This is a genomic window from Polaromonas sp. (assembly GCF_049790275.1).
In the GTDB taxonomy this organism is placed as follows: domain Bacteria; phylum Pseudomonadota; class Gammaproteobacteria; order Burkholderiales; family Burkholderiaceae_C; genus Polaromonas.
Genome location: NZ_JBAQYR010000038.1, coordinates 1 through 25,559 on the forward strand (window position 1 = coordinate 1; position 25,559 = coordinate 25,559).

General features: G+C 62.6%; 22 protein-coding genes. 6 read left to right on the plus strand and 16 right to left on the minus strand.

What is annotated here, in order from left to right; all coding sequences use genetic code 11:
- Positions 1-152: 152 nt before the first annotated feature.
- The 5 genes from WA904_RS04745 to def all read right to left on the minus strand — a co-directional run bounded on the left by WA904_RS04745 (position 153) and on the right by def (position 4,301).
- Positions 153-1,346 (minus strand): phosphoglycerate kinase, encoded by a 1,194-nt coding sequence (locus WA904_RS04745; RefSeq protein WP_425195974.1) that lies wholly within the window; start codon positions 1,344-1,346, stop codon positions 153-155.
- A gap of 197 nt (positions 1,347-1,543) precedes the next feature.
- Positions 1,544-1,873, minus strand: coding sequence for an AzlD domain-containing protein (locus WA904_RS04750; protein ID WP_425195975.1), 330 nt, complete (start codon positions 1,871-1,873; stop codon positions 1,544-1,546).
- Positions 1,870-2,559, minus strand: coding sequence for an AzlC family ABC transporter permease (locus tag WA904_RS04755; protein ID WP_425195995.1), 690 nt, complete (start codon positions 2,557-2,559; stop codon positions 1,870-1,872). The genes WA904_RS04750 and WA904_RS04755 overlap by 4 nt, the downstream gene beginning before the upstream one ends.
- A gap of 47 nt (positions 2,560-2,606) precedes the next feature.
- Complete coding sequence (gene fmt / locus WA904_RS04760; protein WP_425195976.1) at positions 2,607-3,590, minus strand: methionyl-tRNA formyltransferase; 984 nt, start codon at positions 3,588-3,590, stop codon at positions 2,607-2,609.
- A gap of 195 nt (positions 3,591-3,785) precedes the next feature.
- On the minus strand, positions 3,786-4,301 hold the full coding sequence (def, locus tag WA904_RS04765; RefSeq protein WP_425195977.1) for a peptide deformylase: 516 nt from the start codon (positions 4,299-4,301) through the stop codon (positions 3,786-3,788).
- 189 nt (positions 4,302-4,490) lie between these two features.
- On the opposite strand from def, the gene WA904_RS04770 reads away from it, so the two are divergent.
- The 3 genes from WA904_RS04770 (at position 4,491) to WA904_RS04780 (ending at position 7,502) form a co-directional block, all read left to right on the plus strand.
- Positions 4,491-5,708: a LysM peptidoglycan-binding domain-containing protein gene (locus WA904_RS04770; RefSeq protein WP_425195978.1), complete on the plus strand. Its 1,218-nt coding sequence runs from the start codon at positions 4,491-4,493 to the stop codon at positions 5,706-5,708.
- Positions 5,709-5,786: 78 nt separating this feature from the next.
- Complete coding sequence (gene dprA, locus WA904_RS04775; RefSeq protein ID WP_425195979.1) at positions 5,787-6,908, plus strand: DNA-processing protein DprA; 1,122 nt, start codon at positions 5,787-5,789, stop codon at positions 6,906-6,908.
- Between the two features lie 75 nt (positions 6,909-6,983).
- Positions 6,984-7,502 carry a DUF494 domain-containing protein gene (locus tag WA904_RS04780; RefSeq protein WP_425195980.1) on the plus strand — a complete coding sequence of 173 codons (519 nt, stop codon included), beginning with the start codon at positions 6,984-6,986 and terminating at the stop codon, positions 7,500-7,502.
- 183 nt (positions 7,503-7,685) lie between these two features.
- Here the strand turns inward: WA904_RS04780 and WA904_RS04785 are convergent, their stop codons facing one another.
- The 5 genes from WA904_RS04785 to WA904_RS04805 form a co-directional block, all read right to left on the minus strand.
- Complete coding sequence (locus WA904_RS04785; protein ID WP_425195981.1) at positions 7,686-10,160, minus strand: DUF1631 family protein; 2,475 nt, start codon at positions 10,158-10,160, stop codon at positions 7,686-7,688.
- Positions 10,161-10,187: 27 nt separating this feature from the next.
- On the minus strand, positions 10,188-11,141 hold the full coding sequence (gene secF, locus WA904_RS04790) for a protein translocase subunit SecF (protein ID WP_425195982.1): 954 nt from the start codon (positions 11,139-11,141) through the stop codon (positions 10,188-10,190).
- A 26-nt stretch (positions 11,142-11,167) separates the two neighbouring features.
- Complete coding sequence (secD, locus tag WA904_RS04795) at positions 11,168-13,072, minus strand: protein translocase subunit SecD (protein WP_425195983.1); 1,905 nt, start codon at positions 13,070-13,072, stop codon at positions 11,168-11,170.
- Between the two features lie 72 nt (positions 13,073-13,144).
- Positions 13,145-13,480 carry a preprotein translocase subunit YajC gene (gene yajC, locus WA904_RS04800; protein WP_425195984.1) on the minus strand — a complete coding sequence of 112 codons (336 nt, stop codon included), beginning with the start codon at positions 13,478-13,480 and terminating at the stop codon, positions 13,145-13,147.
- 188 nt (positions 13,481-13,668) lie between these two features.
- Positions 13,669-17,247, minus strand: coding sequence for an indolepyruvate ferredoxin oxidoreductase family protein (locus WA904_RS04805; protein WP_425195985.1), 3,579 nt, complete (start codon positions 17,245-17,247; stop codon positions 13,669-13,671).
- Positions 17,248-17,423: 176 nt separating this feature from the next.
- On the opposite strand from WA904_RS04805, the gene WA904_RS04810 reads away from it, so the two are divergent.
- Together WA904_RS04810 and WA904_RS04815 are read left to right on the plus strand one after the other, a co-directional pair.
- Positions 17,424-17,909, plus strand: a complete 486-nt coding sequence (locus tag WA904_RS04810) for an Lrp/AsnC family transcriptional regulator (RefSeq protein ID WP_425195986.1) — start codon at positions 17,424-17,426, stop codon at positions 17,907-17,909.
- Between the two features lie 62 nt (positions 17,910-17,971).
- Entirely contained in the window at positions 17,972-18,598 is a 627-nt protein-coding gene (locus tag WA904_RS04815; protein ID WP_425195987.1) for a hypothetical protein, read from the plus strand.
- Between the two features lie 33 nt (positions 18,599-18,631).
- Here the strand turns inward: WA904_RS04815 and WA904_RS04820 are convergent, their stop codons facing one another.
- Together WA904_RS04820 and WA904_RS04825 are read right to left on the minus strand one after the other, a co-directional pair.
- Complete coding sequence (locus WA904_RS04820; RefSeq protein WP_425195988.1) at positions 18,632-18,979, minus strand: hypothetical protein; 348 nt, start codon at positions 18,977-18,979, stop codon at positions 18,632-18,634.
- Positions 18,967-20,172 (minus strand): murein transglycosylase A, encoded by a 1,206-nt coding sequence (locus tag WA904_RS04825; protein WP_425195989.1) that lies wholly within the window; start codon positions 20,170-20,172, stop codon positions 18,967-18,969. Before WA904_RS04825 ends, WA904_RS04820 begins: the two co-directional genes overlap by 13 nt.
- Between WA904_RS04825 and WA904_RS04830 the strand changes: the two genes are divergently transcribed.
- Entirely contained in the window at positions 20,120-20,269 is a 150-nt protein-coding gene (locus WA904_RS04830; RefSeq protein WP_425195990.1) for a hypothetical protein, read from the plus strand. The two genes, WA904_RS04825 and WA904_RS04830, sit on opposite strands and share 53 nt — an antisense overlap.
- Here WA904_RS04830 and WA904_RS04835 read toward each other — a convergent pair.
- From WA904_RS04835 to WA904_RS04850, 4 genes are all read right to left on the minus strand, one after another.
- Positions 20,264-20,890 carry a response regulator transcription factor gene (locus WA904_RS04835; protein WP_425195991.1) on the minus strand — a complete coding sequence of 209 codons (627 nt, stop codon included), beginning with the start codon at positions 20,888-20,890 and terminating at the stop codon, positions 20,264-20,266. The genes WA904_RS04830 and WA904_RS04835 overlap by 6 nt on opposite strands.
- A gap of 24 nt (positions 20,891-20,914) precedes the next feature.
- Positions 20,915-22,993 (minus strand): two-component system sensor histidine kinase NtrB, encoded by a 2,079-nt coding sequence (locus WA904_RS04840; RefSeq protein WP_425195992.1) that lies wholly within the window; start codon positions 22,991-22,993, stop codon positions 20,915-20,917.
- The gene (locus WA904_RS04845) at positions 22,990-23,796 is read right to left on the minus strand and encodes a carbon-nitrogen hydrolase family protein (protein WP_425195993.1); all 807 of its coding nucleotides are present in this window, start codon (positions 23,794-23,796) and stop codon (positions 22,990-22,992) included. The genes WA904_RS04840 and WA904_RS04845 overlap by 4 nt, the downstream gene beginning before the upstream one ends.
- Positions 23,797-23,798: 2 nt before the next feature.
- Positions 23,799-25,559: YhdP family protein (locus WA904_RS04850; protein ID WP_425195994.1), on the minus strand; the 1,761-nt coding region annotated here is incomplete at its 5' end.

Sequence of the window (25,559 nt, forward strand, 5' to 3'; positions counted from 1 at the left end):
CGCAAAGTAACGCAGGATTTGACGCACTTTTGCTTCGCTGAGTTTGGAGCGTCTGAAATACCGATTTTTCTGAATCACCATAGGAACTTAGCTCATCTGTTGATGAACTTTGCTTCCTAAGCCCCTATTTTAATAGCAATCACCCCATTCCGTCAGCCTGCGGCGCGTTTCTGCAGAACCTCAAACGCCGGCAGGGTTTTGCCTTCCAGGACTTCGAGGAAAGCCCCGCCGCCGGTCGAGATGTAGCCCACATCTTTTTCAATGCCATATTTGGCGATGGCTGCCAGCGTGTCGCCCCCGCCGGCAATACTGAAGGCTGGGCTGGCGGCAATCGCCTGCGCGATGGTTTTGGTACCGCCTTCAAAGGCAGCGAACTCGAACACACCCACCGGGCCATTCCAGACAATGGTGCCGGCGGCCATCAGTTGATTGGCCAGCTTTTTCGCGGTCTGCGGGCCGATATCCAGGATCAGGTCGTCGTCTGCCACCTCCGTGGCGGGCTTGACGGTGGCGGGCGCGTCGGCGCTGAAGGTCTTGGCGGTCACCACATCGGTGGGAATCGGCACCTCAGCGCCGCGCGCCTTCATGGCCGCCATGACGGCGCGCGCTTCACCCAGCAGCTCACGCTCGGCCAGGCTTTTACCGATCGGCAGGCCGTTGGCCAGCATGAAGGTGTTGGCGATGCCGCCGCCCACAATCAGCTGGTCCACCTTGCCGGCCAGTGCCTGGAGAATGGTCAGCTTGGTGGAGACCTTGCTGCCGGCCACGATGGCTACCAGCGGTCGTTTCGGATTGGCCAAGGCCTTGGAAATCGCATCCATTTCGGCCGCCAGCAACGGGCCGGCACACGCTGTTTTCGCAAACTGCGCAATGCCATAGGTGGAAGCTTCCGCGCGATGCGCCGTGCCGAAGGCGTCATGCACAAAAATATCGCAGAGCGCCGCCATCTTGCGAGCCAGGGTCTCGTCGTTTTTTTTCTCGCCCTTGTTGACGCGGCAGTTTTCCAGCAGCACGAGCTGGCCGGGCGACACCTCCACGCCATCCACCCAGCCGGATAGCAAGGGCACCTCCCGCGCCATCAGTTCGCCCAGGCGTAGCGCCACAGGCGCCAGGGAATCTTCGGGCTTGAACTGCCCTTCGGTCGGCCGTCCCAAATGGGAGGTGACCATCACCGCAGCGCCGGCGCTAAGGGCCATCTGGATGCAGGGAATCGAAGCGCGGATGCGGGTGTCCTCGGTGATGCGGCCAGCGTCATCCTGCGGCACGTTGAGATCGGCACGGATAAAAACGCGCCGGCCCTTGACCAGTCCTTGGGAACACAAATCGGAAAAACGGATGAAGTTCATGGTAGCTCGCAATGGAAAGTTGGGGGTCGGTTGCGCAAAGCTTCAAATTGTAGGTGCGCCACCGCAGCGGACCGTGAGCGACCGTAACGACTCCGTATAAGCAGGGGCCGCGGGTCCGGCTTTGCCGGCCCGCAGGCGCGGCGGCCCCCTCTGGGGGCGGGGAGCTACACGAAATGAGCAACCGTGGGGGCTCGTCCCTACCAACCCAGGCCCATGTGCAAGGGCAGGTAAACCGCCATCCCGGCAATGATGGTGCCCAACACGCCCCTGCGCCAGAAAAACCAGGCCGCTCCGGCCAGCGCCGCAAACACGCGGGCGTCTTGCCAGGTGCCGATGAACTGCCCCTGCGTCGTCACGATTTCCGGGACGATAACGGCCGACAGGGCCGCAATCGGCGCATAGTGCAGGCCGCGCTGCGCCCAGACCGGCAGCGTCCAGGGCTTGCTGGAGATAAAAAAGAACGAGCGTGTAATCACCGTGACCACCGCCAGGCCAAGAATCGTGAGCACCGTCCAGCCATCGGTCATGCCGCGCCCCCTGTTTTAGGCTGAGGTGCCGATGGTTTCTCGAGCATCAGGCAAACAGCCACCGCCGCGGCAATCGCCACCAGGATGTTGAGTTTGAGCGGCAGGGCAAAGGCGGCCACCGCAGCCGCACCGGCAACACCAGCGGAAACCGCACGCAGGCGGCTGCTGGCCAATGAACACAGGATGCCGAGCAGGGCCAGGATGCCGGCGAACCCCAGCCCCCAATGCAGCGGGATGGCATTGGCCAGAGCAATGCCCAGCAGGCTCGGCACCACCCAGCTGACCCAGGTCACGGCACAATTGCCTGCCAAATAGGCTTCCTGGGCCCGTAGCGCCGCCACATCCCCGGGCGGTACCGGATGAGGATGGCGGTTGGTGAACATCACATAACTGAGGTCGGCCGTGAAATAACCACTGACCAGGCGCCGCCAGAGCGGCTGGTGCATGAGGTAGGGCCGCAGGTGGGCGCTGAACACGACAAAACGCAAATTGACGCAAACTGCGGTCGCCAGAATCACCCACATGGGTGCGCCGGCAAGAATCAGCGGCACGGCGGCCAGCTGGGAGCTGCCGGCAAACACGATCACGCCCATGAGCACCGCCTCAAAGATACTCATACCGGATTTGACCATCGCCACGCCGGTCATCAGGCCCCAGGCGGCCGTGCCGGCCGCGACCGGCGCCATGTCGCGCGCACCCCGGCGGAATTCCGGGTGTCGCAGCAGCGCCGCGGTCAAGAAATCTTCCCCGGACTGCCCTGAAAAACCATGCCTGGCTGCAAAGCGAAACCGCGCAGAAACTCGGCCACGTCCAGTGCTTTGCCACCAGCCTTTTGCAACCGGACGGCACGCAGTACACCTTCGCCGGTGGCAATGTCCATGCCTTGCGGACCGGCGGCCAGCACCTGGCCGGGCAGGGCACCTTCTGACACCGGATACCCTGGCAACACGGAGGCCAGCCAGAATTTGACGGGCTCGCCCGCCAGCAGGCCGGCCGCGCCGGGGAAAGGGTTGAAGGCACGGATGCGCCGTTCGATCACGGCAGCACCGAGTGTCCAGTCGATCATTGCTTCGTGTTTTTCGATCTTGTGGGCATAGGTGATGCCCTGATCCGGCTGTCGCACCCGCGTGAGGCCGCCACAGGCCGCAAGCTCCAGGGCCTCAACAACCAAGTGGCCTCCCAGCGTCGCCAGCCTGTCATGCAAGGTGCCCGTGGTGTCGGCGGGCAGGATGGCCAGTTTTTCAACCAGCAGCATGTCCCCTGTGTCCAGGCCGGCATCCATCTGCATGATGGTGATGCCTGTCTCGGTGTCGCCGGCCTCGATGGCGCGATGAATCGGCGCCGCCCCCCGCCATCGCGGCAACAAGGAAGCGTGGATGTTGAAGCAACCCAGCCGTGGCGTGCCCAGCACCCATTGAGGCAGGATCAGGCCATAGGCGGCAACCACCATGGCGTCCGCCTGCGCCGCCTCAATGGCCAAACGCGCAGCGGCGGCATCTTCCGGGTATTTGCCGTCGAGGCGCAGGCTGCGCGGCTGGGCCACAGGAATATGCTTTTCCAGGGCGAACTGTTTGACACTGGGAGCCTGCAGTTTCATGCCGCGGCCGGCCGGCCGGTCCGGCTGGGTCAGGACCAGGGGAATTTCAAAACCGGCAGCATGAAGCTGCGCAAGGGCCACACGGGCGAATTCGGGGGTACCGGCAAAAATAATGCGCATCAGGCGATTTTCACCGAGGACCGACCTGGAAAGACCGGTCAGACAATTTTCCACCGGCACGCTGGGGCGAAGTGAATGAGCCGGGCGCTTTTCTCTGAGTACCAGTCGGGGCCGCGGAACCGGCTTCGCCGGGCCGCAGGCGCAGCGCCCCCTAGGGGGGCAGAGAGCGACACGCAGTGCGCGAGCGTAGGGGCTCTAACTGACCCGCTCTTCTTCCTTCTTCTGCTTGATCATCTTGGTCTTGATGCGATTGCGCTTGAGCGGCGACAGGTACTCGACAAATACCTTGCCCAGCAAATGGTCCATCTCGTGCTGGATGCACACCGCCAGCAGGCCTTCAGCGCTGTGAGTCTGCAGCTGGCCTTCCAGGTCGAGTGCCCGCACACGAACGGCACTGGCGCGCTCCACCCCATCGTAAACACCGGGCACCGACAGGCAGCCTTCGTCGTTGACCTGGGTTTCCGGGCTGGCCCAGATGATTTCGGGATTGATCAGCACCAGCGGCTGATCCCGGCCTTCGCTGATATCAATCACCACCAGCCGCTCATGCACATCGACCTGGCTGGCAGCCAGGCCAATGCCCTGGGCCTCATACATGGTCTCCAGCATGTCCGCAGCAAGTGCGCGGATACGCGCATCCACCGCCGCGACGGGTTTGGCGACAGTGTGCAAACGCGGGTCCGGGTAGCGAAGAATGGTCAATGAGGTCATGGTGGCAGGCAATCAGATGTCGCTATTTTCGCTAATTTTCGCTAATTTTCAGCGTTCTGGTTGCCGTGAATTGGCATATTCGTTGCCTAATCAAGGGCTTAAGTACAAAATCGCTAGTGATTTATCAAGTTACAAACGCGGCATACGGCCTCCGGGCTCAAGGCCGCGCAAGCCCCAAGGGCCTTCAAGATGCAACATATTTTTGGTCGGTTCACCCAGATTTCAATAGCCGTCGCCCTGCTGGCATCCGCAACGGGCTTGCAGGCGCAGAACTTCCCGATCACGGCCGGCCAGAAGGCCACCGCGAACCAGGTAGCCCAGACCGGCGTGCCGCTGAGCGATCTGGCGCCCAACGCTCCCGACGAATACACCGTCAAGCGGGGAGACACCTTGTGGGCCATCTCGGGCATGTTCCTGAAAACCCCGTGGCGCTGGCCCGAGTTGTGGGGCATGAACCTGGATGACATCCGCAATCCGCACCGTATTTACCCGGGCCAACAGCTTTATCTGGACAAATCCGGCGGCCGCGCCACCTTGCGGGCCCGGCGGCCGGGCGAAGGCGATGGCCAGCCGGGGACCGTGCGGGTATCGCCGCGCACGCGTTACGAATCGTTGGCCGACGCAGCAGTCCCCACGCTGTCGCCACAAGCCATCGAGCCTTTTCTCTCGGAAGCCATGATCGTGGATGAAGCCACTTTCCTGACCGCACCGCGCATTGTGGCCGCGCAGGAAGGTCGCGTCCTGCTCAGCCGTGGTGACCGCGCCTATGCCCGAGGTGTCTACACCAGCCAGGACTCCGGCAAACCGCTGAGTACGGCCCAGGGGGAACCCCTGGACTACCGCGTCTTCCGTAACGCGACGCCGCTGAAAGACCCGGCCACCGGCGAAATCCTCGGCTACGAAGCCCAGTTTCTCGGCAAGGCCGAACTGGTTCGCGGTGAATCCACCGGCAACGTCACTGGCAAGGATGGCAAGGTATCCAGCGAAATCATTCCGGCGACCATCGATATCCTGGTTGCCAAGGAAGAAATGCGCGTCGGTGACCGGCTGGTACCGGAACCACCGCGCGAGCTGCTAAGTTATGTACCGCGCGCGCCGGTGCTTCCGATGGACGGCCAGATTGTCTCGATTTACGGCAGTGCAGTGCGTTATGCGGCTGGCAACCAGGTGGTGGTGATCAATCGCGGCCTGCGGGACGGGATAGAGCGGGGTTATGTGATGGCTATTTTGCGAAGCGGAGAGCAGATCACCGATCGCACAGATTCCGCCAGAACCCAGATCAGGTTGCCCAATGAGCGCAACGGTCTGTTGATCGTCTTCCGTGCCTTCGACAAGCTGTCCTATGCCTTGGTCCTGGAAGTGAGCGAAGGCGTGAAAGTTGGCGACCGCTTCACCAACCCGAACTGAGACCCGCCGGCAAACCTTGCCGGCTTTCCGCATGAACAGCCCCTTTCCTTCCGGCGCGGCCTGAACCTGGCCGCTCCCGTGGATGCAACAGAACTCGGCGCTTGGCTGCGCCTGTCCCTGACACCGGGCATCGGCAACACTGGCGCCCGCCAGTTGCTGGCCGCTTTTGGCTCAGCGCAAGCCATTTTTGAGCAGGACGCCGACACGCTGCGCCAGCTGGGTTCGGATCGTCTGGTCGATGCGCTGCAGACGGAGCCCGCCACACTGGCCGCCCAGTTGCAAGCCACGCTGGACTGGCTGCAAGGCGCGGACAATCGGCGTGTGGTGACGCTGGGCGACACCGGCTACCCCCCTGCACTGCTTGACATCGAAGACCCGCCTTCCATGCTTTATATGCTCGGAGCCCTTGATCCATGGGCGTCGCCAGCTACAAATAATGGAGCGATTTGCCTGGCCATCGTGGGGAGCCGAAACCCCACACCGCAGGGCGAAAGCAATGCCCGGCAATTTGCCAAGGTATTCGGCGAAGCCGGCCTCTGCGTGGTGTCGGGACTCGCACTTGGCGTGGATGGCGCAGCCCACGACGGTGTCCTGCTCGGCGGGGGAAGCACCATTGCCGTGGTGGGCACCGGGCTGGACCGGGTCTATCCCAAACAACATCTGGCGCTGGCCCACCGGATTGCCCAGCAAGGGCTCATCATCAGCGAGTTCCCACTGGGCACACTGCCGCTGACGGCCAACTTCCCCAAGCGCAACCGCCTGATCTCCGGGCTGTCGCAAGGCACGCTGGTCGTCGAAGCAGCGCTCAAGTCGGGCTCACTGATCACCGCGCGCCTGGCGGCCGAGCAGGGCAAGGAGGTATTCGCCATTCCGGGTTCGATCCATTCCCCGCAATCACGTGGCTGCCATGCGCTCATCAAGCAGGGGGCCAAGCTGGTGGAGTCCGCCCAGGACGTACTGGAAGAGTTGAATTTGCCGCATGTTTCGGCGCTCTTGCCCCCCGGTAACGATGACGAAGAGCAACCGGCCGAAGACCCCCTTTTTACCGCGATGGGCTTCGAACCGGTCAGCCTGGACGCATTGCAGGCGCGCACCGGACTGGCGACGGCAGAGTTGCAGGCCCGCCTGCTGTCTCTGGAAATGACCGGCGAGGTGGCGCGGCTGCAAGGCGGGCTGTTTCAGCGCATGGCGACGGGTTAAGCTCCGGCACACGCTCGACAATGGGCCATCGGAATACGGAGGCAAGGCCGGCCTTAACTGCGTTATATTGGGTACATGTTTGAAGTACTGGTGTACGTTTACGAGAACTACTGGCAAGGCGACGCCTGCCCCGAACTGCACCAGCTGAGCCGCAAGCTCACCGCAGTCGGGTTTGAGGCTGAGGAAATCCAGGCGGCGCTGGTCTGGCTCAATGGCCTGAATGTCGCTGCACAAAACACCCAGGTTGGCCTACCCATCGCATCCGCAGTAGCACCCGAACTTGCGCTGACCAACACACCCCCCGGCTTTGTCACGCAGTCAGCCGGCAGCCTGCGCGTTTATTCCGTGGCAGAACAGGACCATCTGGGCGCACAAGCCTTGGGTTTTGTCAGCTTCCTCGAAACTTCCGGCGTGCTACCACCCCACATGCGGGAAATTGTCATTGACCGGGCCATGGCGGCCCCCGGTGATCCGCTGATGCTCGACGACCTGAAAATCATTGTGCTGATGGTGTACTGGAGCTTTGGTGAAGAACCAGACGCCCTGGTCCTGGACGAACTCTGCGACGACACCGAATTCCGCGTGGCTCATTGAGCCCCCACGCTTTTCACTTCGTGTAATGCGCTGCCCCCGAGGGGGCGCTGCGCCTGCGAGCTGGCAAAGCCAGATCTGCGGCCGCCGCTGGTATTTAGAGCCCCTGAGCTCGCGAATCTCATATCCTCATTCGGCTGCGATGCGCTTGCGACCACGCGAGTCAAGAGGCAGCCCTCAAACGGCTTAGCCCAACAGACGCTCCGGATTGGCATCAAGTTTGGCCAGCGCGTCGCGGGTGGCGCGCACGGTGAGCGCTTCCTCTTCGGTCGGCACCAGCAGGCCGGCCTGCAGATAGGCCGCCAGGCGTCGTGCCTGAATCAGGAAATTGCGGCCGTCGGTCGACGCAAACAGGTGCAGTTGCTTGCGCTCGCTGCGCCAGGCGAACTGCACATGGCTGACCTGGCCGTTGTGGTCCAGACTGAACCAGGCACCCAGCTGCAGCTCCTGTGCCCAGGAACGCATGGCTTCGCTGGGCTGGCTGCCGCCATCGGCAATGACTTCGATGTCCGAGGCATCAATGCCGATCATCATGACCAGGTTTTCGGTGTCCAGCGGCAGGTCACCGACATCCTCGTCCGACAGGTAGTCCTCCAGATTCGCCAGCCGCCTGGACATCTCCTCGATGCGCTCCAGGGAGATGGCATCGGTCTTGGACATGAAGGCGTCGGCCAGCGTATCACTGATGATTTTGAGGTGCTGATCCTGCACCGGCAAGGTCATGCCCAGCATGGACATGCCCAGCCGCAACAGGTGCAGCAATTTGGGCAAATCGGCAATCACGCGTGCCCTGTCATTGCGGTTGGGCTTGGCACTTGCGGCCCAGACGAGATCGGCCGCAGCCTGCTTGAGCGTGATGGTGTCCTTGTGCTGGGGCCCGTTTTTCATGGCTGCAATGGCCAGCACTTCAGCCCAGATCTTGAACAGGAATTCGCGGATCTCCTCGCGCACCGGCATGTCGTTGAGCATGCTGCGCATCTCAATGGTGTACTGGATGGCCATGGTTTCCTTCTGCTCCATCTGCTGGGCCACGCTCACCACGCGGGCTGCGCTTCCTTGCCCAGACAGGAATTTCGAGAGGAATTTCTGGAATTCGTCATACACGAGCTGGAACACACGCCGACCCGTCTCCGGGTACTGTTCGATGACCTGCACGATGCGCTTGATTTCAATTTCGAGGGCGCCACCCGAAACGGTCGCATCAAAACCCAGCACGCAGGAGCCCATGCGGTCGATCAGCCGGCGCGCCGGATGCTGCAGCGAGCCAAAAAATTCGGGTTCGGAAATTGCCACGCGCAGTACCGGCATCTGCAGGCGGGCGAACCACACCCGCACTGCAGGCGGAATGCGGTCTTCGGCCAGAATGCTCTGGAACATCAGCGCCACGATCTCTATGATGGCTTTTTCACTGGAGGTACTGGCCGCCTGTTTGAGGTCACTGCTGCGCTGGCGCAAGGCGCCTGCCGCCTGCTCCACATCGGCGGAGCCGTAGATCTGGTCCGGCGCCTCCACCAGGGTGCCTTCATAGGCATTGCCTGCAACAGCTGTTCGGGTCTGCACTTTTGACAGCGCCTGTGCCAGTTGCGGTGAGGGCTGGTTGACATGCGTGTGGTCAAAATCAACGGCATGGTCCGACAGCAGGCGTTTGAGGTGACCCATCACGCCCTGCGCCCGCATGCGCGCCCGCGCCAGAGGCGAAGTCCCGGTCTGCATGCGTGTTTCGTCGTGAATTGCGGCCCTGGCTGCAGCAGAGTCCGAAGGCGCCGCGTTGCCCCCCGGCGAACCGCTGCGGCCTCCCCCCGTACCCGAAACAGTCCCCGCACCTTTCGCCGTGCCGGGCCCTGAACCTGAACGCCCGCCGCCTGCAGCCCCGCCGTCGGCACCTCGACTTCTGTCACCCCCTGCGGCTGGAAGCCCTGCACCCGGCGCGCCCGCGCCGGAAGTATGCCCTGCCGCTGGCGCAGCGCGGCTTCGGGTTGTCGTGGATTTGCCCGCCGATGATGAACTCTCGGCAGAAGGCGTGCGTTTGACAAGCCCCCGCAGGTCAATGTCCACCATCACGTTTTCCTTGATCAGGAACTCGTTGGCCGCACGGTAGGCGTCAAGCAAATGCGTGGTTAATTGCTGCTGGATCAGGTCCTGCACCATCAACCACACTTCGCGCGACAAAGGCGCCAGCGTCCACTGCTCCACCAGGTTCTGCGAAAGGACTTCAGGGCGAAGAATGTCTTCCTTCGCAAGTTCAGAAACCCCTTCCAGGCTCTGGATGCGCAGGCGCAAATCGTTGAGCTCCCAGCTGGCGCTGTCCAGCAGGCGCAGGGCGAGGCGTGAGGCGAGGATCTTGTTTTCCATCACCTCGTTGCCCATCAACTCGAATTTTCCGGTGTCCACCGCCATGCGGACAGAGGCGGTTGGGGGAGTCAGCGCTTTTTTCCAGGCGGCGATGGTCGCATTGACCCAGATCGCTTCATTGTCCTGATAAGACAACCAGGCATCACGCCTGTCCTGCATCTCGCGGGCATTGCCGCTTTGCTCCATCAGGCCGGACAGCTTGACACGAATGCCGCTGGCCAGCTCCGGAAGAATGCGTACTGCATGCCCTACAAACCGTTCGCGGGCCTGCCTGGCAAGAAGAAGATCTCTTTTGGTGTTTGCGGCCACGAAGGTATTGGTCTTGTTGCGACTTTCCTAAACCGTTGCTCCGGCATTCGGATCGTTCGGATCTTCGTCCTTTTTGCCCGTTGGTTTGACCAGGTCTTCGCGTTTGATACCCAGCCACATTGCAATAGCCGCAGCCACAAACACTGAAGAGTAGATGCCGAACAGGATACCAATGGTCAGGGCCAATGCAAAATAAAACAGCGTCGGCCCGCCAAACAGCAACATTGACAACACCATGATTTGCGTAGATCCATGGGTAATGATGGTCCGGCTGATGGTGGAAGTGATCGCGTTGTCGATGATCTGCACCGTGTTCATCTTGCGATAACGCCGGAAATTCTCCCGGATCCGGTCGAAAATCACCACCGATTCGTTGACCGAATAACCCAGAACGGCCAGCACCGCAGCCAGCACCGAGAGCGAAAACTCCCACTGGAAAAAGGCGAAAAAACCAAGGATGATCACGACGTCATGCAAATTGGCAATGATGGCCGCCACCGCATATTTCCATTCGAAGCGAAAGGCCAGGTAAATCATGATGCCGACCACCACCATGGCCAGCGCCTTCAGGCCATCCTGCGCCAGCTCTTCGCCGACCTGGGGGCCAACGAACTCGGTCCGCCGTAAGGTCACCTGAGGATCATCGGCTTTCAGGGCAGCCATGACCTTGTCGCTCTGCTGGGCGGTGGTTACCCCTTTTTGCGCGGGCAACCGGATCATCACCTCGCGCGCGGTCCCGAAATTCTGCACCTGGACATCGGTAAAGCCCAGGCCAGCCACGGTCCCGCGCACTTTTTCAACGTCAGCCGGCAACGAATAACTCACCTCCATCACCGTGCCGCCGGTGAACTCCACCGACAGGTGGAGGCCGCGCGAAAACAGGAAAACGACGGCCAGCACAAAGGTCGTGAATGAAATCACATTGAAGATCAGGGCATGCCGCATGAACGGGATGTCCTTGCGGATCTTGAAAAACTCCATGGCGTTCTCTTCTCGTTATTCTGTGGCTAGTTAACCGTGGCTGCGGATTTGCCTGTCTTGGCAGGCAAACCGGCGTCTCCGGGCGGGCGCCAGATGGTGCCAATGGAGACTGATTTGAGTTTTTTCTGCCGACCATACCAAAGATTGACCAGTCCGCGCGAGAAAAACACCGCAGAGAACATGCTGGTCAGAATGCCGATGACGTGCACCACCGCAAAACCCCGCACAGGCCCCGAGCCGAAGGCCAGCAAAGCCAGTCCGGCGATCAGGGTGGTGATGTTCGAATCCAGGATGGTGGCCCAGGCACGCTCATAACCGGCATGGATGGCAGCCTGCGGCGCCGCACCATTGCGCAGCTCTTCTCGCACCCGCTCATTGATCAGAACGTTGGAGTCAATCGCCATGCCCAGGGCCAGCGCCATGGCCGCCATGCCCGGCAAGGTCAGCGTCGCTTGCAGCATGGACAGAATCGCCACCAGTAGCAGCAGATTGACGGCCAGCGCAAGCCCCGAAAACAAGCCAAACAGCATGTAGTACACAGCCATGCAGGCCACGATCACCAGGAAACCCCAGGCAACGCTGTGAAAACCCTTGGAAATATTTTCGGCACCCAGTGTCGGGCCGATGGTGCGCTCCTCGATGATTTCCATAGGTGCCGCCAGTGATCCGGCGCGCAGCAACAGCGCCAGGTCATTGGCTTCCGTCACGCTCATGGCGCCGGAAATCTGGAAGCGGTTGCCAAGTTCGCTCTGGATCACAGGTGCCGTCAGCACCTCGCCCACGCCCTTTTCAAACAGCACGATCGCCATGCGCTTCTTGACATTTTCCCGGCTCACATCCCGCATGATGCGTCCACCTTTGGCGTCCACGGTCAAATCCACCTTGGGCTGCTGGCTCTGCGAATCAAAGCCCGGCTGTGCGTCCGTCAGGCTCTCACCCGTCAGAATGACCTGCTTTTTGACAATCACGGGCCGGCCGTCACGCTCGAGAAAGCGCTCCGAGCCAAAGGGAACCACGCTGGCGCCACTCTCGGCGGCGCGGCCTTCGGCACTTTCATCAACCAGCCGCATCTCCAGCGTCGCAGTGCGCCCCAGAATGTCTTTCGCCTTGGCCGTGTCCTGAACACCCGGCAACTGCACCACGATGCGGTCCAGCCCTTGCTGCTGGATCACCGGCTCGGCCACACCGAGTTCGTTGATGCGGTTGTGCAGCGTGACCATGTTCTGCTTGAGCGCCTGCTCCTGCACCAGCCGTGAAGCCTCGGGCTTGATGCGCGCAGTGAGCTTGTAGTCCGTCCCCTCGGGCGCATCCACAGTCTGCAGATCCGGGAACTGGTCCTGCACCAGCCCCCGGGCAGCATCAAGTGTGGCCATGTCGCGGAACCGGATATCAATGGCCTGGCCATTGCGGGCGATGCCGCCGTGGCGGATATTCTTCTCGCGCAACACCACACGCAGGTCGCCCGCCAGAGATTCCGCCTTTTTTGTCAATGCTGCCTGCATGTCCACCTGGAGCATGAAATGCACCCCACCGCGCAAGTCCAACCCCAGATACATGGGCCGGGCATTGAGCGCGGTCAGCCAGGCGGGCGAGCGCGACAGCAGATTGAGGGCCACAACATACGAAGATGCCGCCGGATCGGGCGCCAGGGCCTTTTCGATGGCGTCCTTGGCTTTGAGCTGGGCATCCGTGTCGCCAAAACGCGCCTTCACCGAGGTGGCATCCAGGGTCACCGCATCGGCCGTGACGTTGGCCTCCCGCAACACCTGCTCGATCCGCGCCACGGTCGTGCTGTCAATTTTGAGGCTGGCCTTGCTGCTGGACACCTGAACCGCAGGCGCCTCACCGAAAAAATTGGGCAGCGTGTAAAGCGCGGCCATCAATACCGCAACAGCAAGGATCACATACTTCCAGACCGGATAACGATTCATGAGTGTGCTGTTCCTGGGAAAACTGGTGGACTTAAAAAGGGCAGGCCCTTGCCTGCCGGCCAGGAGAGGTGTTTACGACCTGATGCTGCCTTTGGGCAACACTTGAACGATGGCGCTGCGCTGCAGCTGGACTTCAACGCCCGTGGCAAGCTCCAGGCTCAGGTAGGCCTCGCCCAGCTTGGTGACGGTACCGAGCAGCCCGCCAGCGGTCACCACCTCATCGCCCTTGGCCAGCGCATCAATCATGGCGCGATGCTCTTTCTGTTTTTTCATCTGCGGGCGAATCATCACGAAATACAGAACCACAAACATCAACACCAGCGGCAGCATGCTGGTGAGTGACGACAACATGCCGCCTTCGGCAGCGGCGGCAGGGGCGGTTTGGGCAAACGCAGAAGAAATGAACACAGCAGACTCCACAACAAGAAATAGGGCGCCCCCGGGTCGGCCAAGGGTGCTGAGAGAGCCCGATTGTATGCGGCCAGATGGCGTAAGGATTTGTAACCGGTGGGTGCGCAGGGCTCTCGTGCACCTGTCAGCAGGCCGTCCCTACCGCCAGGCTTCCTGAAAGAGCGCGCTGTACTGCGCGGAAGGACTCAAGCCGCCTGGCGCACGTCCAATGCCGGCTGGCGAAACGCCGCCATCGCCAGCAGCCACTGCTGCTGCGCCTGCTCGACATTGCGCGCTTTGACATGGCCATAACCCTTGATGAGCTCCGGAATACGGGCAAGCTCCACAGCAGCCGCATGATTGCCGGCGTTCAGGCTTTTCAGCACCTCCTCCATGCTTGCCAGGTATTGGCCGATCAGTGCACGCTCCATCTTCCGCTCTTCGGTGCGCCCGAACGGGTCCAGCGCAGTGCCGCGCAGCCTCTTCAGCCTGGCCAGCACCTTGAACGCTGTCAGCATCCAGGGACCGAACTTCTGCTTTTGCAGCTCGCCTTTGTCATTTTTCTTCGCAATCATGGGCGGCGCCAGGTGGTAGTTGAGCTTGAAGTCGCCTTCAAACATCGCCCCGACCTTGTCATGAAAGCTGCGGTCGGTATGCAGGCGCGCCACTTCGTATTCGTCCTTGTAGGCCATCAACTTGAACAGGTACTTGGCAACGTTTTGCGTCAAAAGTGTTTTTCCGAGGACCGATTCCGCCTGTTCCACCCGCTTCACAAAACTTTCGTAGTGCCCGGCATAAGCAGCATTCTGGTAGTCCGTCAGGAAAGCCACCCTGCGCGCCACCAGGTCCGCCAAACCCTGGCGCGGTGTCGGCATGGCGATGACCTGCGCGGAAACAAACAGCTTTTCAACCGAGGCCAGGTCGTGTGCAGCGCGGCGGCCCCATTCGAAGGCGGTCTTGTTGTTGTCCACCGCCACGGCGTTCAGTTCAATGGCACGCATCAGCGACGCATATTCCAGGGGAATCCAGCCTTTTTGCCAAGCGTAGCCCAACATCATCGGGTTGGTATAAATGCTGTCGCCCATCAGTTTCGTCGAGGCAGCATCGGCATTGAAAGCGCCTACGCCAGTCACCCCCACAGCGTTGGTGATCTCAGCTGCGCAAGCTTCGGCGGGGTTCTGCCAGTTGACGTTATGCACAAACGCCGCCGTCGGCGTGCTGTAGGAGTTGAGCGCCACATGGGTGCGGCCCTCTCGCATGCGCATCACTGTCTCCTTGCCGGCCGCCACGATGGGGTCGCAGCCGATGATCAGATCGGCGCCAGCCATGCTGACACGGGTGGTGCGAATGTCCTCCTGGCTCGCGCCAATCAGCACGTGGCTCCAGGTGGCGCCGCCTTTTTGCGCCAAACCACCCGCATCCTGCGTGACGATGCCCTTGCCTTCAATATGGCCGGCCATGCCGAGCAACTGACCGATGGTGATGACGCCGGTGCCACCCACGCCGGCGACCACGATACCCCAGACGTCACCGTTGACGCCGCGGGTCGAAGGAATCTGCGGCTCGGGCAGAGGCCCCATTTCAAAAGGCGACACCGCCTTGCCCTTGGCCTTTTTCTTGAGCTGGCCACCTTCAACGGTCACAAAGCTCGGGCAAAAACCCTTGAGGCAGGACATGTCCTTGTTGCAGGTGGACTGGTTGATCTGGCGCTTGCGGCCAAACTCGGTTTCCAGCGGTTCGACACTCAGGCAGTTGGACTGCACACTGCAGTCGCCGCAGCCTTCGCAGACCAGCTCGTTGATGACCACGCGCCGGGCCGGGTCCACCATGCTGCCGCGCTTGCGGCGCCGGCGCTTTTCGGTGGCACAGGTCTGGTCGTAAATGATGACGGTTGTGCCCTTGATCTCGCGGAATTGGCGCTGGATGGCATCCAGTTCGTCGCGGTGGTGTACGGTCACCCCTTCGACCAGGGTGACGCCTTCGTACTTTTCCGGCTCGTCGGTCACCACCACAATTTTTGCTGCGCCTTCGGCGCGCATGGACTGGGCAATCTGCACTACTGAAAGGCCTTCGGGCCGCTCACCGATCTGCTGGCCGCCGGTCATGGCTACCGCGTCGTTGTAGAGAATCTTGTAGGTGATGTTCACACCCGAGGCAATCGACTGGCGCACCGCCAGCGAGCCGCTGTGGAAATAGGTGCCGTCACCGAGGTTGGCAAAGATATGCTGGTCGGTGGTGAAAGGCTGCTGGCCAACCCAGGGCACGCCCTCGCCGCCCATCTGGGTGAAGCCCGACGTGCTGCGGTCCATCCAGAGGGCCATGAAGTGGCAGCCGATCCCGGCCATGGCGCGCGAACCTTCTGGCACCTTGGTGCTGGTGTTGTGCGGGCAACCCGAGCAAAACCAGGGCTGACGATCGGCTTTGACCTCCAGCACCTGCAGGGAACGCTCCTTGGCTTCCAGAATCGCCAGCTGCGCATCAATGCGCGCGGCCATGTCGCTGTCCAGGCCGAGCTTGCGAACGCGCTGCGCAATCGCCTTGGCAATCAGCGCGGGCGACAGGTCGGCATTGGCGCGCAGCAGCGTATTGGCAGCCGGGTTCGGCATGGACCATTCGCCGCCGCTGAAGTCGCCATCCACCTCGTTGAACTTGCCGTAGATGTTGGGGCGTACATCGGCGCGCCAGTTGTACAGCTCTTCCTTGAGCTGGTATTCGATGACCTGGCGCTTTTCCTCGACCACCAGGATTTCCTGCAGGCCCGTGGCAAACTCGCGCGTCAACTGCGCTTCCAGCGGCCACACCACGCCGACCTTGTGCAGGCGGATGCCGAGCTGGCGGCAGGTAGTGTCGTCCAGACCCAGGTCAATCAGGGCCTGGCGCGTGTCGTTGTAGGCCTTGCCGCTGGCGATGATGCCGAAGCGGTCATTCGGGCCTTCGATCACGTTGTAGTTGAGCCGGTTGGCGCGGATATAGGCCAGTGCGGCATACCACTTGTAGTCAAACAGCCGCGCTTCCTGATCGAGTGCCGCGTCAGGCCAGCGGATGTGCACGCCGCCCGGCGGCATCTGGAAATCGGTCGGCAGCTTGATCTGCACGCGCTCGGGGTCAATCATCGCCGTGGCACTGGACTCGACAATTTCCTGGATGGTCTTCATGCCGGCCCAGACGCCCGAGAAGCGGCTCATCGCAAACGCATGCACGCCGAGGTCCAGGATTTCCTGCACGTTGGCCGGGAAAAACACCGGCAGGCCGCAAGCCTTGAAAATGTGGTCGCTCTGGTGTGCAGCGGTCGAGCTTTTGGCCACATGGTCGTCGCCGGCCACGGCAATCACGCCGCCCCAGGGCGTGGTGCCCGCCATGTTGGCATGTTTGAAAACGTCGGAGCAGCGGTCCACCCCCGGCCCCTTGCCGTACCAGATGCCGAACACGCCGTCGAACTTGTTGGTGCCGGGTGGCGAAAAGCCCAGTTGCTGCGTGCCCCACAGCGCCGTGGCCGCCAGCTCTTCGTTGACGCCAGGCTGGAACACGATGTTCTGCGCTTTCAGGTAGCTCGACGCCTTCCACAAGGCTTGGTCGTAACCACCCAGCGGAGAACCGCGGTAGCCGCTGACAAAACCCGCCGTGTTCTTGCCCTGCAAGGCATCGCGCTGGCGCTGTAGCATGGGCAGCTTGACCAGCGCCTGGACACCGCTCATGAAAGCCTGGCCGTAGTCCAGGCTGTACTTGTCGTCGAGCGTCACTGTCTCGAGGGCTTTGCGAATGTGTTCAGGCAGGGGTGCGTTCATCTTGTCTCCAATCGTGGGGCGGACACCGCCTTTTGGGCGGAGCGAAAAGGCTCACACCCGGGTAGGGTGATGCCTCTATATAGAGGAAAGTGTAGGCTCGATGGCCAGATAAGTCTTTGCTTTTTATGCCCTGTTTCACCAGATACGAGAAAGATTCTTGCTTAAAATTGGCAATTATGGAAACACTTGACAAGTTTGACATCGCCATCCTGAATGAATTGCAAACCGACGGCCGCCTGAGCAATGCCGAACTCAGCGCCAGGGTTGGCTTGAGCGCCGCGCCCTGCTGGCGGCGCGTGCGGGCGCTGGAAGAGGGAGGCTTCATCAAGGGCTATCGCGCGGAAATTGACCGCCACAAGATTGGGCTGGGCGTGCTGGCTTTTGTGCGCCTGGATGCGGACCGCAACACGGGCGACGCGACCAGCGCGATGGAGGAAGCCATTCGCAAGCTGCCTGAGATCATTGCCTGCCACTACATCAGCGGTACCGGTACCTTCGAATTGCAGGTGGTGGCGCGGGACCTGGACAGTTTTTCGCGCTTTGCATTGAAAAGCCTGCTGAACCTGCCGAATGTCAAAGACATGCACACCAGCTTTTCACTGGGCGAGATCAAGGCGAGCAGCGTGCTTCCACTGGGCCACTTGGCAGGCAAGGCCGCGTAAGATGCTTCCCCATGGCCATTCGCCGTTTCACACTTCTCCCTGCCCTGGTTTCAGCGTCTTTTATGGCTCTGACCCTTGCTGTACATGCGCAACCGGCTCCTGATTCCATAGCAAATCCAGGCGCGCTGCCACTGCGCAACCTGCAGATCGAAGTGCGGCAGTTACGCGACAGCCACCAGTCGCAGAACACCGTGGGCGCCTCGGGCTCGGTGCTGTTGCAGCCCGGCCAGTCCGGAGGACGCGTCAATATCACGGCGCAAAACGACCAGCGCAACGACTCAGGCCACCTGACCCAGCGGCTGCTGGTACTCAACGGCCGCAGCGCGAACATCATGCTGGGCAACAGCGTCCCCTTGCGGCTGTTGCACAGCTTTGTGCAAAACGGCGTCGTGCGTTACGGCAGCGGGACGGTGCTGGTGAATGCGGGCAGCGGTTTTTCTGCCACGCCGCTCTGGCGGGGCGGCGACAGTGCCGAGCTGGAACTGGCCGCCGTGCAAAGCACGCGCCATGCAATGGCTCCACCCACCGATTCCCGAGTGGTGAGCACACTGGTTGCGCCTCTCAACGAATGGATGACTGTGGCCCAGTCGGATGAAGCCGGTATGGGCAATAGTTCGGCTCCGTTCAACCATACGCAGTCGGCGAACCGGTCGGCCCTGACGGTGCAACTGCGGATTTCCGTGCGATAGTCGCCTTCCGCGCAGGCACCGGAACGCTCTTTCTCAATCCCGCACGCAACGCGCCATCAGCGGCAGGAGGGGGTAATGCAGCACCGCTTCACGCCCGCCCGACCCCAGGCCGAACTCGGCGCGCATTCGCGTGTTGCTGTAAACCGGCTGCAAAGGGCCTTGCCCGCCGGCATCGCGAAACAGCACGTCGGAGGCCCTTGAGCTCTCGATCACCGCGCTGTCATCAACAAACCTCACGCTGAAGTCGATGCCGTGCTCACAGCGGTAGCGCGCCGCCGTTGAACCCACACCGGTGACCGTGCAAGCAGACAGCAAGGCAAGCACACCGAGCAACAGGCCAGAGCGGATCAGGATCCTGGAGGGCACGGTTACTTGGGCCATAAGACCCACAAACGCAAAGGCTGGTTGACCCGCGCGGCCAGTTCACCGGCCTGCGGCCCGGTGCCGGCAAAATAGTCGGCCCGCACGGCGCCGACGATGGCACTGCCCGTGTCCTGCGCCATCACCAGTTTTTGCAGGTCTGCCGCCGCCCCGCGCGAGGCCAGCCAGACCGGGGTGCCGTACGGAATGCTCTCCCGGTCCACGGCAATCGAGCGGCCCGGTGTCAGCGGCACACCCTGGGCGCCACGCGGTCCGTAGGCCACGTCCATCTCGCTCAAAGCCTCTTCCCGGAAAAAGATATAGCGCGGGTTGCTCCAGAGCAGCTGTGACAGGCGCTGCGGGTTCTGCGCAACCCAGGTTTTGGTCGATTCCGTCCAGGGGGCGACCATGCGGCCTTGGCCCTGATCGGCCAGCCATTGGGTGATGCTGCGAAAAGGCTGGTCGTTGGAACCTGCGAAGGCCACGCGCACGGTACGCTGGGCACCATCGGCTTCCGTGACAGCCAGCCGGCCCGAACCCTGGATATGCAGCGACATGGCATCAATCGGGTCGGCCAGCCAGGCAATTTCCCGCCCCCTCAATGCAGCCTGTGCCTCGGGCAGGGTCTCGATTTCCTGACGCGTGTACCAGGGCTTGCGCCCGCCCAGACCCACCGGCGGCTGGTACAGCGGCACCGCATAACCATTGCCGGGCTGGCGGCTGGCCTTGAGCAGGGGTTCGTAATAACTCGTGAGCAAACCATCGGCCTGGCCTTGCAGCGTTTCGACGCGGTAAGGCTGCAGCCGGGTGGTCATCCAGGCGCGCTGCTCGTCCCCGGAGGCAATGCTCAGGCGCCGCACCTCGCCGCACAGGGGCGCAAACGCGGGGCTAGGCCGCTCGCAGCTTTTGAGCCAGGCGTTCCAGGCCTCAAACAGGGCATCGTTTTCAAACCCCGGCAGTTCGGTCCAGGCCACAGGCACCCAGCGGCTCTTGCCACGCATCACGGCAGGCGCTTGAACCGCCGTTTCAGGGCGCGCGGGAACGCCAACACGGGCAGGCCCGGATGGCGCCGGCACCCGCGCTGGCGGCGTTGCGCAGGACACGAGAACCAGCGCGGTGGCGATAATGGCAAGAGTCGGTGTTATCCGGGGGAAAACAGTCATGGCCTTACTTTTACTCGAAGCCTTGGGGGCCTTGCTCATTCTGGTCTTCATTGTCTGGTGGACGATGTTCTCCGGCCGCAGCAAGGGCGAGCTCAAGGAAGACGTCCGGCATGAAGCCGATCCCCGGAAGCCGGGCGATCCGCTATAAATTACGGAGCAGGTTAGCCAGTTCCACTGCCGACTTTACCCGCATTTTGTCAAAAACCCGAGCCCGGTGGACTTCCACCGTCCGCACGCTGATGTCCAACTGGTCGGCCACCAGCTTGTTCGGCAACCCCTCCACCACCAGCCGCATGACGTCGCGTTCGCGCTCGGTCAGGCCGTCCAGCCGGGCCCGCAGACTGGTGTGCTCGCTGTGCAGGGCCAGCGCTGCCGCAGACTGTGCCAGCGCCTGCTCGATGCGGTCCACCAGCACGTTGTCGGAAAAGGGTTTTTCGCAAAAGTCGAAAGCGCCACGCTTGACGGCATCCACCGCGGTGGGCACGTCGGCATGGCCGGTCAGAAAAATCACCGGCAGCGTCGGCAGCAGACCGTAGCCGATCAGTTTCTCGAACATGGCCAGGCCACTCATGCCCCCCATGCGTACATCCAGCAAGGCACATGAAGGAGAAGTGACATGAAAGGAGCCCGAGATCCGCGCGTCAAATGCTTCGGCGCTGGGAAAGGTCTCACTGTTCAGGCGCCGGGAACGCAGCAACCAGGCCAGCGCCTCGCGCACGCTGGCGTCGTCATCCACGATGTACACCGCAGCGTTCTGGATGGGTTCCATGCCGACTCCTTCTTGATACTTGGGTCAACCGGTCGCCGCTTCGTGCGACATGGCGACAGTAACCGCCACCGGCAATGTAAAGGTGAAAATCGTACCCTGAGGCTGCATCGGCTCAAAACCGAGAAAGCCGCCATGCTGTTCGATCACCGTGCGGCACAGGCTCAGCCCCAGACCCATGCCTTCGGCCTTGGTCGTGAAAAAGGGGGTGAAGAGGCGGCGCGCCACCTCCTCCGGGATGCCTTCGCCGTGATCAATCACGGCAAATTCCACCCAGCGGCTGTACGCATTCGAGGCTGCCGCGCGCACGCGCAGGATCAGCACCCTGTCGAAGCGCCGGCTTTTGTCCAGCCCCTGCATGGCCTGCATACCGTTGCGCGCCAGGTTGAGCAGGACCTGCTCGACCATGGTGCGGTCGCACAGCACGGGCGCGCAGCTTTCATCCACCTGCATCAGCACCCGAACCCCCAGCTTGCGCGCCTGCAGGCTGACCAGCGGCATCACCGCATCGAGCAGCAGGCGCGGTGCGATCGGCTCGCGCACCTGCTCGCGCCGGCGCACGAAGTCATGCACGCTCTTGATGACCTTGCCGGCGCGTTCAGCTTGCTCTGCGATGCGGCGCATGGCCAGTTGCAGGCCCTCGCTGTTGTCGGCCGGCTGCGCCTCGGCCGCGGCGCTTTGCAGCAAATTGAGGGAACCCGTGGCATAGCTGGAAATGGCTGCCAACGGCTGGTTCAGCTCATGGCTCAGCAGCGAAGCCATCTCACCCACCGTGGCCAGCCGGGCTGTGGCCTGCAGCCTGTCCTGGCTGGCCCGCGACAGCTCTTCAATGCGCCGCTGTTCGCTGACATCGAGGATGGCGCTCATCCAGCCGGTCTGTTTGCCCACGGCATTGATCAGCGGCGCCTCGATGATCAGCACCGGGAAACGCGAACCATCGCGACGCATGAACACGGACTCGAACCCTTCACGCGGCAAGGTCGCACCCACGGCCAGCCGGCTGGCCTGCCGTTGCTGGTATTCCTCCGCCAGCTCGGGTGGCCAGTAAGGCGGCGGCATGCTGTGCCTGAGCAACTCGCGGGCCTCCAGGCCCACCATCTGGCAAAACGCCGGATTCACATAGGTCACGCGGCCCTGCAGATCCCTGGCGCGCATGCCGGTGACCAGCGAATCCTCCATGGCCTTGCGAAATGCCAGCGCGTCGGCCAGGTCGTGTTCGACCTTCAGGCGCCGGCGCATGTCGCGGCCCAGCAGCGCCAGCACAGCCACCAGGGCGATGGACATGGCAGCAACCAGCGCCGTCAGCAGATTGGGAAACAGTGCGGGCGTCCCGACCTGGCGCTCCAGCCTGAGCACCATGGTGTTGCCAGGCAAGTCGAGCAGATGCTGCGCAACATAGGCCCGGCTGCCGCGCGCCGGGTTGCCGTGCATGGCCAGGCGTGTCCCGTCGGCCTCGGTGAACGCCAGCCCCTGTCCCCGTGTCAGCTGCCTGCCTGCCAGCTCGGACAACATGTCCGGCAGCGAATAGGTCGCCACCAGATAACCGGCCAGCCTGCCAGCCGTCGACACCGGCAGGCACATGTCCAGAACTTCCAGCCCCAGGCCGTCGGCCTGCGGCAGGAAGTAGCTGGTTGAATAGGCCGGTCCGCTGAAGCGGCGAGCCGCCGCGCAGGCGAAACCAACATCAGCCTGGGTGTTGTCCCGGCCCAGGCGCTCAAATACCGAGAGACGATAAGGGGTTTCGACATGAGAAACCGTGGCCAGTGCCATATCCCGCCACTCCAGCCGCATGATCTCCCGGTGCGCGTGCAGCAATTCGGTCGCGGGCACACGCCATGCCTCCGGGCCCGGGCTGCTGGCCTGCAAGGCCTGCATGCTCTGGACATTGCGCGTCAGCGCACCGCGGATATCGGTGGCCGTCTGCACCACGTCCTGCTCCATCCGGCTCTGCACCTGGCTGGATTCGTAGCGTCCCGCGAGCCAGACCAGGGTCGACAGAAGAGCCGCCAGCAACGTGACCAGCAGCGCCCACAAGGCCCAGCGCCGGCTCCAGCGATGCCGGCCCGCAGTCGGGGCAGGGGTTTCAGCCCCGTCGGATGGATTCACAACACCCCGTGATTGAGTGCGGGCAGTTGCAGGCGGACCGCCCGCAGCCGCTCGGCGGAGACTTGCGCCATGACCACCGCCGGGTTCTGTGCCTGCTGCGCCAGCACCTCGCCCCAGGGATCCACCACCAGGCTCTGGCCCCAGGTGTGGCGACCGTTCTCGTGCGCGCCGCCCTGGGCTGCAGCCACGACATAGGCCAGGTTTTCAATCGCGCGCGCGCGCAGCAGGGCTTCCCAGTGCGACTGGCCGGTGGTCCGGGTAAAAGCGCTGGGCACCAGCAGCACATCCGCCTTCATGGCCCGGTACAGTTCGGGAAAGCGCAGGTCGTAGCAGATGCTCAGGCCCACCCGGTAACTGTGGCCATCCGCAGAGGGCAGCTCGAAGGTGACCGGCTCCGCGCCGCATTCGATCACGCGCGATTCGTCGTACTGTTCGACTCCGTTGTCGAAACGGAAAAGGTGAATCTTGTCGTAGCGCGCCACGCACTGCCCCGATGGCGCATACACCAGTGAACTGTTGCGCACACGGCGGCTGTCGCTGGCACGCAGCGGCACGGTCCCGCCCACCACCCACAGGCCGAGTTCGCGCGCTGACCGGGCCAGGAAGTCCTGGATCGGCCCTTCACCCGCCTCCTCCTGAACCTCCAGCTTGTCGGTGTCTTTCAGTCCCATCACGCAAAAATATTCCGGCAGCACGGCCAGCTCGGCGCCTTGCGCGGCAGCGCGCTCAAGCAGTTGCCGGGCCACGGCCAGGTTGGCGGCGACAGTGATGCCTGAAACCATTTGAAGGGCGGCGACGTGCATGTTTACCTCTTGAGGGTGCTGTCGTCACCGGGTTTGGCCCCGGTCACGGGTTTGCGATCGACCTTGATGATTTTCGGATTGGCCCAGGTCCCGTCAATATGGAATTCCTGAGTCGTCGCCTCGCTCAAGGGGCGCCGCAGGAAATACTGGGCCAGAAAGGTGCCCAGGCCGATGGCCGGGTTGATCACGGTGGCAATCAGCGATGCAGTGCCGGCATTGATTTCCGGGACCACCACCACCGTCAGGTTCTGGGTTTCTTTCGCAATGTCGGCTGTGCCTTCCATCAACACGGCGGCATTGACACCCTTCATCTGCAGGTTATTGGTGAAAGCCAGGCCCTGGTTGATGGTGACATCGCCGCGCACGAAGTCAAAGGAAAAACCGTCGGAGAAAACATCCCGGAAGTCCAGCGTCAAGCGTCTGGGCAAGGCCTGCAGGCTCAGCACCCCGAGCAACTTGGCGATGCCGGGGTCGGCCTTGAGGAACTGGCCCGAAGCCACATTCACATTGAACTGCCCGCTCAGGCTCGGATAGTCCAGGCTCAGCGGCGAGCCTATCCAGGCGATCTGGCCCTCGAGCTTGCCCTTGCCGCGGCGAATCACGTCGTTCATGCCAAAACGTTTGAGCAACTCACCCGAATCGGCAATATCGAGCTTGAAATTCATCACTGTGCGGCGCCGTTCACCCGCCCCGCGCGCGCCGCTTGCAGCAACCGCCTGCTGCGCATCAACGGCCACCCAGTTGCCGGTAGCCGTCAGTGTGGCCTCCGGCACGATGACATTGAGCTTGTTCAGGCGCCACTCGCGCGCACCGCCTTCACGGGCCACCGTACCGGCGCCGCGATTGACCGCTTCAACTTCCACCCGGCCCAGCTTTTTGCCGCGCAGTTCCATGTCTTCGACCACGATGTCGAGCGCCGGAATATTGGCAGGCTGCTCATTGAGGATGGCCTCGACCTCGCTGGCGGTGCCCTGGCCCAGGCTCAGGCGCGACAGGCGTCCATACAGGCGGCCGGCGCCGGCCCCACCGGGCTGGCGAAATTCGACATAGCCATTGAGTTCGGCCGCATCCACGTTGGCACGCCAGGTCAGGCCATCGCGCGAGCCGCCGAGCACCACGTTGTGCAGCGTGCGTCCCTCCAGCAGCAGCTCGTTGGCGCGAATCGCCATGGTGGTCGGCAGGTAACTGAGCACCGCGCTGGCCGGGGTCAACCGGCTGCCGGCGGCCGGCGGGGCGGGACCGGCATCGGTCGAGACGCTCAGCACCTTGTCCCAGGCGTCGATGTCCACCGTGGCCAGGTTGATGTTGGCCGCCACCCCGCTGTCCGGCAGCGGCGAACTTTCACCGGGCTGCAGGCCGATGGCCAGGGCACCGCGCAGCACCCGCGGCTCCGTTCCGCTGATGTCGCGCACGTACACCACCGAAGCCAGCCGCCCCACACTGAGCGTCAACTGGTCCTGCGTCGGCTGGCCGGCGCTGACCGACTCGCGCAGCGCCGTGTTTTCAAAACGCAGGGGCAAGGCTGTGTCTGCGGTTTTGGTCAGGGGCGCGGGCAGGCTCAGGGCCATGCCTTGCAGGTTGCTGGCCAGACTGAACTCGATCATGCCTTTCCGGATACCCAGGCTGGCGGTATAGGCCGCCGCGCCGCTGGCATGCGCCCCCAGCCGTGCAGCCAAGCCCAGTTCCCTGGCCTGGCGCAGCCCTTCTGCGCTCAGCGTCCCCTGCGCCCGGATAAACACAAGCGCGTCGGGAAATTCCAGGGG